Here is a 14,793-nt window from a genome sequence, read left to right on the forward strand (position 1 = left end):
CTGCCCGCCGTCATGCGCCGGGGCGGGCAGGGCGACGCCCGTGGGATCAGACCGCCGGTGCCGGGAAGGTCGGGTACTCCACCCCGGAGACGTGCTGGACGACCCGGATGACCTGGCAGGAGTAGCCGAACTCGTTGTCGTACCAGAGGTAGAGGATCGCGTTGTCGCCGTCGACCTTGAGGGCGCCGGCGTCCACGATCGAGGCGTGGCGCGAGCCGATGAAGTCGCTGGAGACCGCGTCGGGCGCCGTGATGAAGTCGATCTGGCGCCGCAGCGGCGAGGTCAGCGAGACGTCGCGCAGGTAGTCGAGGACCTCCTCGCGGCTCGTCTCGCGCCCCAGCTGGAGGTTGAGGATCGCGATCGAGACGTCCGGCACCGGCACGCGGATCGAGCTGCCGGAGATCTTCGCCTTGAGGTCGGGCAGCGCCTTGGCGACGGCGGAGGCGGCGCCGGTCTCGGTGATGACCATGTTCAGCGGCGCGCTGCGGCCGCGGCGCTCGGACTTGTGGTAGTTGTCCAGCAGGTTCTGGTCGTTGGTGAACGAGTGGACGGTCTCCACATGGCCGCGCAGCACACCGAACTCGTCGTCCATCGCCTTCAGCGGCGGCACTATGGCGTTGGTGGTGCAGGAGGCGCAGGACAGGATCTGCTCGTCCGGCTTGAGCGTGTCGTGGTTGACGCCGTGCACGATGTTGGGGACGTCGCCCTTGCCCGGCGCGGTCAGTACGACCTTGTCGATGCCGGGGCGCAGGTGCTCGGACAGGCCCTCGCGGTCGCGCCACTTGCCGGTGTTGTCGATCAGGATGGCGTTCTTGATGCCGTACGCCGTGTAGTCGACCTCGGACGGGTCGTTCGCGTAGATCACCTTGATCGCGTTGCCGTTGGCGAAGATCGTGCTGCTCGCCTCGTCCACGGTGATCGTGCCCTGGAACTGGCCGTGGATGGAGTCGCGGCGCAGCAGCGAGGCGCGCTTGACGATGTCCTGCTCACCGCCGCCGCGCACGACGATGGCACGCAGCCGCAGACCGTTGCCCGAGCCGGCCTTCTCGATCAGCAGGCGGGCCACGAGCCGGCCGATGCGGCCGAAGCCGTAGAGGACGACGTCACGTCCCTCGCCGCGCTCGATCTTGTTGGCGCCGGTGGCACCGGCGACGGCCTCGGCGGTGAACGCCTCCACCGTCAGACCGCGGTCGTCGGCCTTGTACGTCGCGGCCAGCATGCCGATGTCGATCTGCGACGGGCCGAGGTCGAGCGTGGTGAGGGCCTGCACGAACGGCAGGGTCTCGGTGACCGAGAGCTCCTCACCGCCGATCTGCCGGGCGAACCGGTGGGTCTTCAGGATGCTGACCACCGACTTGTTCACCAGGGAGCGGCTGTGGAGGAGGACGGTGACGTCCCGCTCCCGGTGCAGCTTCCCGATGAGCGGGATCATCGACTCCGCGATCTCCTCGCGGTTCTTCCAGTTGGTGAACGAGTCGTCGTTGACAGTCACGGGCCTATCTTTCGAGCTAGGAGGCGCTCATATGCTAACCGCAGGGTGCGACGATCGTTCAAGCAGGGGTCTTGGGGTGCGTAAATGCCCTATGTTGAGGTGATTTGCCCGACGGGAGGGGTGGATGGAGCTGGAACTGCGCCATCTGCGGGTGCTGTGCGCACTCGCGGACGCGGGGAGCGTGGGCCGGGCAGCGGCGGAACTGGGATACACGCAGCCCGCGGTGAGCACCCAACTCCGGCGCATCGAGCGGTACTTCGGTGAGCCGTTGTTCGAGCGCGGGCCGACGGGCGTACGGCCGACTCGGTACGGCGTCGAGGTGGTCGCTCAGGCGCGCGACGTCCTGACCCGCGCGGCCGCGATCGGTCGCCGGCCGGCCGACGAGTCGCCGCGCCGGACACTGCGCGTGGCGGCGACCAATTCACCGATGCTGGCGGGCACGGTCGCCGGTCTGCGGGCCAGGCTGCCGGACGTCTCGCTCGCGGTGAACAGCGTGTACTCCTCCTCACGGATCGTCGAACTGCTGGAGGCGGGCACGGTGGACGCCGCCATCGCCGCGGACTACCCGGGCAGGGAGCTGGAGCACTCGGACGCGGTGGCCCATCGCGGGATCGTGACCGAGCCGACCTTCGTGGCCCTACCGTCCAGTCATCCGCTCCGGCACCGCGCCCAGATCGCGCTCGCCGACCTGGCGGAGGAGGCGTGGTTCGTGACACCGGACGACGGGGCGGGCTGGCCCGGGGTCTTCTACACGGCGTGCTCGGCGGCCGGCTTCACCCCGGTTGCCGTGCATGAATTCCTGGGTGACCAGCTGCAGTTGCAGGGGATGATCGCCGACGGGCTCGGCGTGTCCGCGGTCCAGCCGACACTGCGCCCGATCCCGCATGTCGTGATCAAGCCGCTGATCGGTACCCCGCTGTGGTGCCGTTACGTCCTGGCGTGGCGACGTGAGGCGGTCCCGGCGGAGACGGCGGAGGCGCTCTTCCAGTCGGCCGCGGCCGCGTACCGTGAACTCGCCGCTCAGTCCCAGCACTTGAGGTCCTGGGCCGCGCGCACGTGGAGCGTGACCGGAGCGTAGGCGGCTGCTCGGACCGGCTGACGGGTGTTATGGCTCGTCAGTGCCATGTGCTATGTCACACGCCATTGTTGACGCGGGCGGGCGCTGAGACAGTGCCTCACACGCCTCAGCACCCGTATCGAGGCGCATCAACTCCCTGGAGGTATCCCGATGCGCTACCGCTCAGTGCTGCCCAGACGCATGCTCGGCGCACTCGCCGTCTGCGCCACCGTCTCCGGCCTCCTGTCGACGCCCGTGTTCGCCACACCCTCGGCCGGCCCGGACGTCAAGCCCTCCGTTACCGCGCCTGTCAGCACGACCCCACCGCCGACCGCCTCGCTCACCCGCGACGTCGCCCGGGCCGCCGTACAGAAGCAGGCACTCACCCCGGACCGACTTCCTCCCCTGAACCCGACGCCCTCCCAGGCCCCGCCGCCCACGCGGGCCACCGCCAAGCCGAAGTCGTGCACTCCGGGTGACTTCGGCGGCCGGACCGGTGCGGCACTCGTCGCGTTCGTCAAGGCGTCGACCACCGAATGCGTCAACACCCTGTTCGCGGTGACCGGTTCGGACGCGCGCGCCATCTTCCGCGAGCCCCAGATGGTCACCATCTCCCAGGCCTTCACGAGCGCGGCCCGGACCTACAACGGCGACAACTCCTCCCGCGTGCACCAGCTCGTGCTGTTCCTGCGCGCCGGCTACTACGTGCAGTTCAACCACCCGGACGACGTGGGCCCGTACGGCACATCGCTGGCCCGGCACACCACCCGCGGCCTCGACACTTTCTTCGCCCGCCCGCGCTCCGGGGACGTCACCGCCGCGAACGGCGACGTGCTCGGCGAGGTCGTCATCCTCACCGACAGTGCCGACCAGCAGGCCCGCTATCTGAGGGTCTATCAGCGGATGCTGAACGCTTACAACAGCTCCTACGACGCCATCCGCAGCATGCTCGCCGCCGTGAACGCCGTCTACACGCCGCTGTGGCGCGGCAACTGGAACGCGGACTACGTCAAGGCGGTCACCGCCGACCCGTCCATCACGCGGACCCTGCAGAACTTCGCGCTGGCCCACCTGGACCTGCTGGGCACCGACCGCGCCTACCTCACCTCCAACGCCGGGATGAACCTGGGCCGTTACGTCGAACACCCGGCGCTGCAGCCCACGGTCCGCCCCCGGGCCAAGCAACTGCTGGACTCGTCCCGGATCACCGGCCCCACAGCCGGGCTCTGGGTGGCCGTGGCGACCCAGGCCGACGCCTACGACCGCGCGAACTGCGCCTACTACAGCGTCTGCGACCTGAGCGGCCAGCTGATGCGCGCCGCCCTGCCGACCACCCACGACTGCGACGCCACGCGCACCATCCGCGCCCAGTCGCTCACCTCGGCCGACCTCGCCGCGGCGTGCGCCAGCCTGCTGGGCCAGGACGCCTACGTCCACGACCTCGTCAAGGACGACGGACCCATCCCGGGCCAGTACCTGTCGACCCTCGACCTGGCCGTCTTCGCCAGCGCCCAGGACTACCGCACATACGCCGGAGCGATCTTCGGCATCAGCACGGACAACGGCGGCATGACCGTGATCGACGACCCGGCCGACCCCGCCAACAAGCCCTTCGCGGTCATGTACCAGAAGAGCCAGGACACCGGACACGCCGCCAGGATCTGGAACCTCAACCACGAGTACATGCACTACCTCGACGCCGTCCACAACATGAAGGGCGACTTCGCGCAGCAGACTTCGGTGCCGGACGTCTGGTGGATCGAGGGCGTGGCCGAGTACGTCTCCTACGGCTACCGTCGCGTCACCTACGACCAGGCCGTCGCTGAGGCGGGCCGGCACACGTACCGGCTGAGCACGCTGTTCCAGAACACCTACTCCAACAGCGACGTGACCCGCACCTACGCGTGGGGCTACCTCGCGGTCCGCTATATGTTCGAGAAGCACCCGGACGACATCCAGCGCATGCTCGCCCGCTTCCGCGTGGGCGACTACGCGGGCGGGTACGCCGTCTACGCCACCGACATCGGCACCCGCTACGACGCGGACTTCGACGAGTGGCTGACGCAGTGCGCCGCCGGTGCCTGTATGGCGGCGCCGGCCGTCGTCAGTCGAGCGTCGTCTCGGGGATCTGCAGGCTGATCAGTTCTCCCGAGCGCGGTTCGACCGTGAGTGCTCGTCCTGGCCTGCGGCCGCGCAGATGGGCGTGGGCCAGGCGGGCGCCTATGAAGTCGCCCTCCAGCACGCTCTGCGGGCCGAGGAGCACGCCCTTGCGGTGTCGCTTCAGGGCGCCGAGCCAGCCCATCGCTCCCGTCATCGTCTCCGCCGTGGTGGCGATGACGAGACCGATGCCGCGATCCTTGCCCGACTGGGCCAGGGAGCGCAGGTTCTGGTCGATGTCCGGCAGGACGAACAGGTCGGCGTCGTCCACCATGACGACCCGGGGGCCGCTGCCGGACTCCAAGGCCTCGGTGAACTCCTCGACCGTGGGCTCCGTCGCGGTGATCAGCCGTACTCCCGGATGGTTCCCGAGCGCACGCAGCGGCGACTCCCTGGGCGCGAGCACCACCAGCCGGGTACCGGAGACGAGCAGCGAGACCGCCAGTGCGGCCAGCGTGGTGCTGCGGCCGGAGCCGGGAGGGCCGACGACCGAGAAGGTCGGGGAGGTGTCCGCGAAGTCCACGCCCACGGGCGAGACGTCGTCGCCCCCGAGTCCCAGCAGGCCCCACATCGGCCGACGGAACTCCTCTCCCACTTTCTCGTACGCGTCCGTGAAGGTCACCTTCACCGGCAGCGTGCCGATCCGGGCGGGCCTGCGGTCCGCGGGGAGTCCGGCGTCGCGCCGGGTCGCCTCGGCGCCGATCCGGCGAAGTGCCTCGGCCTGCTCCTGCCCGGCGGCGGTCGGCGGCTCCGCGGCCGCGGTCCTGGTGATCGCCGGTTCCGCCTCGGTCGTGACGACCGCGGCCGACAAGGAGGACACGCGGGAGAAGGCCCCTGCCGATGGCATCGAGAAGCCGACGGTCGTCCCGTCCCCGAAGGTGGAGGACAGTGGCAAGAAGGACCCCGAGATCGTCTATGTGCCCGTGTCGGGGGGCGCCGGAGCGGGCGGGGCCGTGCCTGCGCCGGAGTCCGCCCCGAAGTCCGACCCGGCCGGCACCACCGGGGGCACCTCCGGCACGACCGGCGGCCAGGAGGAGCAGAGCTCCTCGTCGAAGGAGCGGAGCACGCAGTCCGGTACCACGACCGGCTACCTGTGGTCCGACGGCAGCGTGGACGCGGACACCAACGACTACTGGGACCAGAGCACCGTCACCGTGAAGTCCACCAAGCCGCTCACCTCGCTCAAGGTCGTCGTCCGCATCATCCAGACCGGCGGCGTGTCGAGCACCGGGGCCTGGAGTTCCCTAGGTGACAAGGTGACCGTGGGCCAGAACGCCGCCAGCGGTCAGGTGGGGCACGTCATCACGCTGAAGCCGGCCGTGACGCTCGATCCCGGTACCTATGTCCTCAAGGTTCAGTACAACCACGACCAGGGCAACCGCGACGCGGCCCGCGACCTCTACAGCGTCACCGCCGTCGCCACCGACTCCGACGACGAGTTCCGCGAGGGCCGCTTCTGAGCCGAAGGCCGTGGCCGGGCCACCGCCCGGGGCTTCACACGTGACCCGCGTTGTGGGTGTTACGTGTCGAAACGCCGCAAGGATCTTCCGGAACGCGTGCGGGCCGTGCACAGTCAGGAGCCGCCACGCATCGGCGCACGGCACGTCGTCGGGAGGACAGTCGATGGGAGCTCACCACCGCCATGAGCGGCCGGACACCGCATCCGCCGCCGACTCCGACGGTGTCAGCCGGCGCAGATTCCTGGGCTACGTGGTGGCCGCCTCCACGCTGACCGTCGCCGCGCCCCTCGGCGAGACGTTCCTCGCGCCCACCGAGGCGGCCGCGGTGGTCCCCTCCGTACCCGGCCCGGCCGAGATCTACGACCTCAACGACGCCCTCACCCACGCAGCGCTGCCCACGGCCAACCTGATCACCATCCGGATCGACACCGACGGCACGGCATCCTTCGCGCTGCCGCGCGCCGAGGTCGGCCAGGGCATCACCACCTCCAGCGCCATGCTGATCGCCGAGGAACTGGACCTGCCGCTGGAGAAGATCCACGTCACGCTTGCCGACGCCCGGCCCGAGCTGCTGTTCAACCAGGTCACCGGCGGCTCGAACACCACCATCTCCACCTTCACCCCGATCCGTGTCGCGGCCGCCGTGGCCCGTGGCCGCCTGCTGAGGGCCGCCGCGCTCGAACTGGGAGAGGCCGTCGACACCCTGACCGCGAAGGCGGGGGTCGTCGTCTCGACCGTGACCGGGAAGAGCCTCGGCTACGGCGAACTCGCCGAGAAGGCCGCCTCGGTGGCCACCGGCCAGGTCTCCGTGACCCTGAAGGAGCGCGGAGAGTTCAAGGTCATCGGCACCGCGCGGCGCCGCATCGACGCGCTGGAGGCGGTCACCGGCCGCAAGAAGTTCGCCATGGACGTGCAGGTGCCGGACGCGCTGCCGACGATGGTGTGCCGGCCGCCGACGATCAACGGCACCGTCCGCTCCGTGGAGAACCTGGCCGAGGTGCGGGCCATGCCCGGCATCACCGACGTCGTACGGATCTCCACCGGCATCGCCGTACGCGGCCGTACCTTCGGCCAGTGCATTGACGCCGTACGCGCCCTGCATGTCACCTGGGGACCCGGAACGGCCGAGGACGCCTCCGACGACACCATCCGCGCCGAACTCCGCAAGGCCGAACTCCCGCTGCTCGGCCTCGACCTGCTGACCAAGTCGGTCGACGCCCGCTTCACCTTCCACTTCGCCAGCAACAGCGCCCTGGAGACCAACTGCGCCGTCGCCGACGTACGCGAGGACTCGGCCGAGATCTGGGCCAGCCTGAAGTCGCCGATCGTCGCCCAGGAGGACATCGCCCTCAGGCTCGGACTGCCGGTGAGCGCGGTCAAGGTCCATGTGACCGAGGGCGGCGGCTCGTTCGGCCGCAAGCTCTTCTACGACGCCGCCGCCGAGGCCGCCGAGATCTCGCGGGAGACGGGCAAGCCGGTCAAGCTGATGTGGCACCGCACCGACGACTTCCGCCAGGGTCGTACGCACCCCATGTCCACCTCACGGGTACGCGCCACCTACGCCCTCGGCCAGGTGCTCACCTACGACCAGCGCCACACCTCCGTGTCCACCGACTTCGGCCACGGCGTCGGCGAGATCCTCACGGCCGAGGCCGCCCGGCTGCCCGTCGGCGACCTCACCTTCTCCGAGACGATCTTCACGCTCACCCAGCAGACCCCGTACCACTTCGGCGTCGTCACCCAGCTCCTCAGCGAGACCGACAAGCGCTTCAACACCGGCTCCATGCGCAACATCTACTCGCCCAACGTGCGGTGCGCGCAGGAGCTGGTGGTGGACGAGCTGGCCGAACGCATGGGCAAGGACCCCTACCGGTTCCGCCGGGCCTTCCTCAAGGACGAGCGGGCAAGGGCCGTCCTCGACAAGGTCGCCGAGGTGGGGGAATGGGGCCGCAGCATGCCGGAGGGGACGGCGCAGGGCATCGCGATCCACCCCGAGTACCACGCGTACGTCGCAGTCCTCGCCGAGATCGACTGCCGCCCGGAGACCACCGGACGGGAGATCCCCGACGCCTACACGGGCCCGCGCGTCACGAAGGTCGTCTGCGCCGTCGACGTGGGTCTCGCCGTCAACCCCCGTGGCCTCCAGGCCCAGATGATGGGCGGCATCATGGACGGCATCGCGATCACCCTCAGCTCCGGGCTGCACCTGGACAACGGGCACTTCCTGGAAGGCAGTTGGGACAACTACTTCTACACCCGCCAGTGGAACACCCCACCGGAGCTGGAGATCGTCGTCATGCCGCCGACCACCGACACCCCCGGCGGCGCGGGCGAACTGGCCGTCGCGGGTGCCATGGCGGCCGTGGCCTGCGCCTACGGACGCGCGACGGGCACGATGCCGACGACGTTCCCGCTCAACCACGGCGAACCGCTCGGCTTCGAGCCGCTGCCCACCACCCCACCGATCCCCGCGTCCCCGACCGACGGCCTGAGCCGCGCCTACTAGAAGCCCAGGAGGCTCTCCGTGCCTGAACACACCTTCATCCTCAACGGCGAGTCCGTGACCGTGGACATCGAGGACGACGTACGGCTGCTGTGGGTGCTGCGGGACGTCCTGGGCGTGACCGGACCGAAGTACGGCTGCGGGCTCGGCGTGTGCCAGGCGTGCACGAGCCACATCAACGGCAAGGCGTTCAACCCCTGTTCGGTCCCGGTGAAGGACCTGCGGCCCACCGACGAGGTCACCACCATCGAGGGCCTGCCCGCCACGGTCGGCAGCGAGCTGCACCCGATGCAGGAGGCCTGGCTGGAGTACGACGTCGCCCAGTGCGGCTACTGCCAACCGGGCCAGATCATGACGGCCGTCGCCAAGGTCCGCCAGGCCCGCGAGGAGGGCCGCGAGATCAGCGAGGCCGACCTGGACGAGATCCGCAACGTCTGCCGCTGCGGGACGTACCACCGCATCCGCGAGGCGATCGTGGCGGGCGCGAAGAAGTACTGAGCGCGTACCGCTGGGACCGCTGGCCGAGCGGGCTCGCTGGACGTTGCCGAGTGCCGTCGCGTGTGTGGTGGTGCGGTCGGCGCTGCGTTTCTCCGTGCCCGGCGCGGACGGTGAACCGCTCTCCGCCAACCGCGGCAGCGACGTGGTCCTGATCGTCCCCGAACCGGAGACCGGCGGGCTGATCGACCGGGTGCGGGGCGCCGCCCGGGGCCGTGTCGCCGTCGTGGGGCCCACGGTCCCGGCGCACGAGGCCTGGCTGTCCCTGCAGTGCGCCCGCCTCGCCCTCGACCGTCGTGCGCAACAGCTGGCGGAGCAGGGCGACAGGGCCTGCGACGGGGCCTTCCTGCATGTCGACGACGAGCTGGCGGAGCTGCACTTGCTCCGGGGTGCCCCCATCGGGCAGTTGCTCGGGCGACGGGTCCTGGGCGTCTTCGCCGACCTGCCCCGGGGACGGGCCGCCCGGCTCACCGAGACCCTGGACGCCCTGCTGATGTCTTGGGGGCGTACGGCTCCCGAGGTGGCGCAGGAGCTGGGCATTCATCCGCAGACGGCGCGCAAGCGACTGCGGCAGCTGGAGGCGCTGTTCGGCGACCGGCTCGGCGACCCGCGCTTCCGGTTCGAGGCCCTGCTGGTGCTGCGCACCCATGCCCTGCGGCCCACTACCGGCTGAGTCTCGGGGAGTCACCAGTTACGGGCGATCTCCATCAAGTGGTCGCGGACCAGGGCGACATGAGGGTTGCCCGACGAGCCCGGGCGCTGGACGAGGAAGCCGGTGTTGATGGGCGGATCGTCCGGGTCGTGCAGCAGGACCAGAGCGCCCGAGGCCAGTTCGGCGGCGCACAGGTACCGGGGGAGCACGCTGAAGCCCGCACCGCCCGCCACCGCGTTCCTGACCGCGTTCAGGGCGGGCATGGTGACCGCCGGGTGGCACACCAGACGCTTGCCGAAGACATGACGCCAGTAACGGCGCACGATCGGCAGGTCCTCGGCGTAGGCGACCAGCGGCACCCCGTGCAGCGCTGCGGGCCCGTCGGCCGCGATCCGCGCCGGTCCGCCGATCCGCTCCGCCCAGACGGGAGCCGTGACCAGCACGAACTCCTCGTCCATCAGCGGCACCGCGGCCAGCGTGCGACCGCGCGGCCGGTAGGTCGAGAGCACCAGGTCGTAGCGGCCCGCCCGCAGCTCCTCCAGGAGCGGCTCGGTCAGGCCCGGGGTGACACGCAGCCGTACGCCCTTGTCGACCAGCGGCGCGAGGGAGGGCATGACACGGTCGGTCAGCAACTCGGCCGGGCCGGCGAGATGCACCGGTTCCGCCGGATGGACGTCGGCCGAGCCACCCGGCCCGGTGACGCCGGCGAGGGCGTCCAGCGGCTCGACGATCCGGGAGGCGAGCTCGTCCGCGTAGGGAGCGGGGGCGACGCCGCGCGCCAGACGCTCGAACAGCTCCCGGTCCAGCTGCCGCTCCAGGGCGCGGATCTGGGTGGTGACCGTGGGCTGGGACAGGCTCAGCAGACGGGCCGCGGCGGTGAAGGACCCGGTGCGGTACACGGCGAGGAAGGTGCGCAGCAGGTTCAGGTCCACCGGTGCCGCGCCGCCGAGTCGGCCTCCCTCCCCGATCTCATTGGAATCCCTATGCCTCATATGTGTGAGCCTATTGGATTCCAATGGCAGGGCGCGCGTACGGTCGGGGTATCGACGTCCTGACGATCTGTACGCACAGCGTCAGGAGCCCCCAGGAAACCCGCCTCCCGAATCTCGAGAAGAGCCCCCATGTCGAAGATCCTTTTCGTGCTGACCGGCGCCGACCACTGGACGCTGGCCGACGGCACCAAGCACCCCACCGGCTTCTGGGCCGAGGAGGCCGTCGCTCCGTACGAGGCCTTCAAGGCCGCCGGTCACGAGGTCGTCGTGGCCACGCCGGGAGGTGTCGTACCGCCCGTCGACCAGGGCAGCCTCGCGGCCGAGGTCAACGGCGGTCAGGAGAACGCCGACCGGGTCGCCGCCGTACTCGCCGCCATGACGGAGCTGCGGGAGCCGCTCCGGGTGGCGGACGTGGACCTCGACGACTACGCCGCCGTGTTCTACCCCGGCGGTCACGGCCCGATGGAGGACCTGGCGGTCGACGCCGACTCCGGCAGGCTGCTGACCAGCGCCCTGGAGTCCGGCAAGCCGCTGGGCGTCGTCTGCCACGCCCCGGCCGCCCTGCTGGCCGCGACCAGGGCCGACGGCACCAACGCCTTCGCCGGCGCGAGGGTGGCCGCGTTCACCAACGCCGAGGAGACCCAGGCCGGCTTGGCGGACAAGGCCCAGTGGCTGCTACAGGACCGGCTCACCGAGGCCGGCGTGCAGGTCCAGGTGGGCGAGCCGTGGGCCCCGCACGTGGTGGTCGACCGCAACCTGGTCACCGGCCAGAACCCCGCCTCCGCCGCCCCGCTCGCCGCCGAACTGCTGAAGAAGCTGGGCTGAACCATGGCCGCCGACCGGCTCGACGAGGTCCTCGACGCCGCCTACGACTGCCTGACCCGGTACGGCGTGCGGCGCACCACGATGGACGACATCGCCCTGCGCATGGGCGTGTCCCGCTCGGCGGTCTACCAGTACGTCCGCGGCAAGGACGACGCCTTCCGGCAGCTCGCCGCCCGCCTGCACACCCGGGCGCTGCGGCGGGCCCGGGACGCCGCCACGGCCGAGGACGCCCCGTACGCGACGCGCGTACGAGGCGTCCTGGGCGCCAAGCTCGACCTGGCCCGCGGGCTCACCGGGGACTCCCCGCACACCGCGGAACTCCTCGACGACAAGGCCCGGTTGTTCGGCGACATCTGCGGCACCTTCACCGCCGACCTACGGCAGTTGCTGACCGCTCTGTTCACCGAGGCGGGCACCTGCGCCACGATCGAGCCCGCCGAGGCCGCCGACATCTGCCTCGCGCTGGTCACCGGCCTGGAAGCGGCACCGGACGGCGAGCGACTGCTCGGCCCCGCGACGGAGGCGCTGCTGACCGGCCTGATGACAGCGGGCGACACCCACGGTCACGACGGGCCGGCCGGCCTCGGCCGCGACGGTGCCCACGGCCCCTCCGGGCTGCCGACACTGTGCGCGGCCGAGGTCTGATTCGCCTTCCTACTGCTGGAACGCGGCCCCGGCGTCACCGAAGCCCTGTCCCTTTCCGCTGTCCTGGGTGGCTTCACTGCCGGAGGCGCCGGCGCTCTGGTCCTTGAACGAGGGCCCTTCCCAGCTCCCGCTCCCGAAAGCGGCGCCACCCTGGTCCTTGTTGAACGACGGCCCCTGCCAGCTCTCGTTGCCGAAGGCGGCACCGGAGGTGCTCTGGTCGTCGCCGTCCGCGGTGGCAGTGGTGGCGCCGCCGAGGACGACCATGGTTCCGAGGGCGGTGGCGGCAAGTGCGGTGCGAATACGCATGCGTACTCCTGTGGTGTGGGTGGTGTTGTCTCATGAAGATCACCCTCTGAACGCAAGAGGTACACCAGGAGCCACTCGGACGAGTGACCGCCGCATGGCAACCAGCGCGTTGTGATCGAGGAGTTCCCCGGCGGGGTGAGCGGTGCGACGATGCGGGGGTGATCACATCCTCGGACCCCGTCGACGGCAGATCCTCCGGCCGAAAGCTCCAGGTGGAGACCCACGGCCTCGACGTGATCGCCGACTCCGAACGCAAAGGCACACCACGCACCCTGTTCTGGCCCTGGTTCGGCGCCAACGTGTCCATCCTGGGCCTGAGTTACGGTGCCTTCGCGCTCGGCTTCGGGATCTCCTTCTGGCAGGCGCTCGCCGCCGGAGTCGTCGGAATCGTCTTCTCGTTCCTGCTGTGCGGGTTCGTCGCGGTGGCCGGGAAGCGCGGCTCCGCGCCGACGATGGTGCTCGGCCGCGCCGCGTACGGCGTGCGCGGAAACAGGCTGCCGTCGGTGATCTCCTGGATCCTCACCGTCGGCTGGGAGACCGTGCTCTGCGCCCTTGCCACCATGGCCACCGCGACCGTGTTCGGCAGGCTCGGCTGGGGCGGCGGCACCGAGACCAAGGTGGTCGCCCTCGCCGTCGTGGCCGCGCTGACGGTCGTCGTGGGCGTCATGGGCTTCGACCTGATCATGCGCTTCCAGACCGTGATCACCGTGGTCACGGGCGTGCTCACCGTCGTATACGTCGCCCTCGTCGCCGACCACGTCCACTGGTCCGCCGTCAGCTCCGTACCGGCGGGCTCCGCGCAGGAGTTCATCGGCGCGCTCGTCTTCATGATGACCGGCTTCGGCCTCGGCTGGGTCAACGCGGCCGCCGACTACTCCCGCTATCTGCCGCGTACCGCGTCGAGCCGGGGCGTGATCGGCTGGACCGCCTTCGGCGCGTCGCTGGCACCGCTGCTCCTGCTGGTCTTCGGGCTCCTGCTGGCCGGCTCCTCCAGCGGGCTCAGTGCGGCCGTCGCCGCCGACCCGATCGGCGCGCTGACGACGATCCTGCCGACCTGGTTCCTCGTCCCGTTCGCTGTCGTCGCCGTCCTCGGCCTGGTCGGCGGCGCGGTCCTCGACATCTACTCGTCCGGCCTGGCCCTGCTCTCGGCGGGCCTGCGCGTGCCGCGCTATGTGGCAGCCCTGTTCGACGGCGTACTGATGATCGCGGGTTCGATCTACATCGTGTTCGTCGCCGACGACTTCCTCGGTCCGTTCATGGGCTTCCTCACCACGCTCGGCGTCCCCATCGCCGCCTGGTGCGGCATCATGCTCGCCGACCTGGCCCTGCGCCGCCGCGACTACGACGAGCCCGACCTCTACCGCCCGACGGGCCGCTACGGCGACGTACCGCTCACCCCGCTGCTCCTGACCCTCACGGCCACCGCCCTCGGCTGGGGCCTGGTGACCAACTCGACGGCGAACTGGCTGGACTGGCAGGGCTATCTGCTCGGCCCGCTGGGCCTCGGCGGCAGGTCCGGCGCCTGGGCGTACGCCAACCTCGGCGTCCTCGCGGCCCTCGCGCTCGGCTTCCTCGGCACTCTGGCGCTGCGCCGCGGAACCATCCGCGCACAGGAAGCGCAGGCACCGAGCCCGACGGCGGGCGAAGGAGCGACCGCATGACCCCCGGGCTGCTCGCCGTCATCGACATGCAGCACGTCTTCGCCGACCCCGACAGCCCCTGGGCCGCCCCTCGCTTCGCCGAAGCGGCGGCGGGCGTACGACGTCTGCTGCCCAACTTCGGGGACAGGGTGACGTTCACCCGTTTCGTGGCCCCCGACAAGCCGGAAGGCGCCTGGCGGGCGTACTACGAGCAGTGGCCCTTCGCCCTGCAACCTCCGGACGCCCGACTCTGGCAGCTGACGGACGAGTTCGCCGCCGGGGCGCACCACGTGCTGGACGCCCCCACCTTCGGCAAATGGACCCCGGAACTGGCCCGACGCGCCACCTCGGAGGGCCGCCTGGTCCTGGCCGGCGTCAGCACCGACTGCTGCGTTCTGTCGACCGCGTTGGCGGCCGCCGACGCGGGTGTGGAGGTGCTGGTCGTCGCCGACGCCTGCGCGGGTGCGGACGACGACTCGCACGCCAAGGCGTTGCAGGTGCTGGACCTGTACCGGCCGCTGATCCGGGTGACGACGCTCGCCGAGCTGCTGGAGGACCCGGCATGACCG

The 14,793-nt window shown here is 70.6% G+C and carries 14 protein-coding genes; 10 read left to right on the forward strand and 4 right to left on the reverse strand.

The genetic code is table 11. The annotated features are described in order from the left end of the window. Positions 1 to 46: 46 nt before the first annotated feature. On the reverse strand, positions 47 to 1,492 hold the full coding sequence (locus ABD932_RS19020) for a glyceraldehyde-3-phosphate dehydrogenase (RefSeq protein ID WP_345014190.1): 1,446 nt from the start codon (positions 1,490 to 1,492) through the stop codon (positions 47 to 49). Between the two features lie 124 nt (positions 1,493 to 1,616). Here ABD932_RS19020 and ABD932_RS19025 point away from each other — a divergent pair, with 124 nt between their 5' ends. Then, on the forward strand, positions 1,617 to 2,570 hold the full coding sequence (locus ABD932_RS19025; RefSeq protein ID WP_345014192.1) for a LysR family transcriptional regulator: 954 nt from the start codon (positions 1,617 to 1,619) through the stop codon (positions 2,568 to 2,570). A gap of 150 nt (positions 2,571 to 2,720) precedes the next feature. Continuing rightward, positions 2,721 to 4,688: a collagenase gene (locus tag ABD932_RS19030; protein ID WP_345014194.1), complete on the forward strand. Its 1,968-nt coding sequence runs from the start codon at positions 2,721 to 2,723 to the stop codon at positions 4,686 to 4,688. On the opposite strand, the gene ABD932_RS19035 is transcribed toward ABD932_RS19030, so the two are convergent. Next, the gene (locus ABD932_RS19035) at positions 4,654 to 5,526 is read right to left on the reverse strand and encodes a hypothetical protein (protein WP_345014196.1); all 873 of its coding nucleotides are present in this window, start codon (positions 5,524 to 5,526) and stop codon (positions 4,654 to 4,656) included. The two genes, ABD932_RS19030 and ABD932_RS19035, sit on opposite strands and share 35 nt — an antisense overlap. On the opposite strand from ABD932_RS19035, the gene ABD932_RS19040 reads away from it, so the two are divergent. From ABD932_RS19040 to ABD932_RS19055, 4 genes are all read left to right on the forward strand, one after another. Beyond that, positions 5,498 to 6,166 carry a hypothetical protein gene (locus ABD932_RS19040; RefSeq protein WP_345014198.1) on the forward strand — a complete coding sequence of 223 codons (669 nt, stop codon included), beginning with the start codon at positions 5,498 to 5,500 and terminating at the stop codon, positions 6,164 to 6,166. The two genes, ABD932_RS19035 and ABD932_RS19040, sit on opposite strands and share 29 nt — an antisense overlap. A gap of 163 nt (positions 6,167 to 6,329) precedes the next feature. Beyond that, complete coding sequence (locus ABD932_RS19045; RefSeq protein WP_345014200.1) at positions 6,330 to 8,672, forward strand: molybdopterin cofactor-binding domain-containing protein; 2,343 nt, start codon at positions 6,330 to 6,332, stop codon at positions 8,670 to 8,672. Positions 8,673 to 8,690: 18 nt separating this feature from the next. Beyond that, positions 8,691 to 9,167, forward strand: coding sequence for a (2Fe-2S)-binding protein (locus ABD932_RS19050; protein WP_190071949.1), 477 nt, complete (start codon positions 8,691 to 8,693; stop codon positions 9,165 to 9,167). A gap of 64 nt (positions 9,168 to 9,231) precedes the next feature. Beyond that, positions 9,232 to 9,837: a helix-turn-helix domain-containing protein gene (locus ABD932_RS19055; protein ID WP_345014204.1), complete on the forward strand. Its 606-nt coding sequence runs from the start codon at positions 9,232 to 9,234 to the stop codon at positions 9,835 to 9,837. A gap of 11 nt (positions 9,838 to 9,848) precedes the next feature. Here ABD932_RS19055 and ABD932_RS19060 read toward each other — a convergent pair whose 3' ends face one another. Next, complete coding sequence (locus tag ABD932_RS19060; protein WP_345014206.1) at positions 9,849 to 10,808, reverse strand: LysR family transcriptional regulator; 960 nt, start codon at positions 10,806 to 10,808, stop codon at positions 9,849 to 9,851. 129 nt (positions 10,809 to 10,937) lie between these two features. Here ABD932_RS19060 and ABD932_RS19065 point away from each other — a divergent pair, with 129 nt between their 5' ends. Both ABD932_RS19065 and ABD932_RS19070 read left to right on the forward strand, forming a co-directional pair. Next, complete coding sequence (locus ABD932_RS19065; RefSeq protein ID WP_345014208.1) at positions 10,938 to 11,633, forward strand: type 1 glutamine amidotransferase domain-containing protein; 696 nt, start codon at positions 10,938 to 10,940, stop codon at positions 11,631 to 11,633. Between the two features lie 3 nt (positions 11,634 to 11,636). After that, on the forward strand, positions 11,637 to 12,278 hold the full coding sequence (locus tag ABD932_RS19070) for a TetR/AcrR family transcriptional regulator (RefSeq protein ID WP_345014210.1): 642 nt from the start codon (positions 11,637 to 11,639) through the stop codon (positions 12,276 to 12,278). A 9-nt stretch (positions 12,279 to 12,287) separates the two neighbouring features. On the opposite strand, the gene ABD932_RS19075 is transcribed toward ABD932_RS19070, so the two are convergent. Then, positions 12,288 to 12,584, reverse strand: a complete 297-nt coding sequence (locus ABD932_RS19075) for a hypothetical protein (protein ID WP_345014212.1) — start codon at positions 12,582 to 12,584, stop codon at positions 12,288 to 12,290. A 158-nt stretch (positions 12,585 to 12,742) separates the two neighbouring features. Between ABD932_RS19075 and ABD932_RS19080 the strand changes: the two genes are divergently transcribed. Next, entirely contained in the window at positions 12,743 to 14,245 is a 1,503-nt protein-coding gene (locus ABD932_RS19080) for a purine-cytosine permease family protein (RefSeq protein ID WP_345014214.1), read from the forward strand. Further along, entirely contained in the window at positions 14,242 to 14,790 is a 549-nt protein-coding gene (locus ABD932_RS19085; RefSeq protein ID WP_345014216.1) for a cysteine hydrolase family protein, read from the forward strand. The genes ABD932_RS19080 and ABD932_RS19085 overlap by 4 nt, the downstream gene beginning before the upstream one ends. Positions 14,791 to 14,793: the final 3 nt, after the last annotated feature.

The organism is Streptomyces shaanxiensis (assembly GCF_039537145.1).
GTDB lineage: Bacteria > Actinomycetota > Actinomycetes > Streptomycetales > Streptomycetaceae > Streptomyces > Streptomyces shaanxiensis.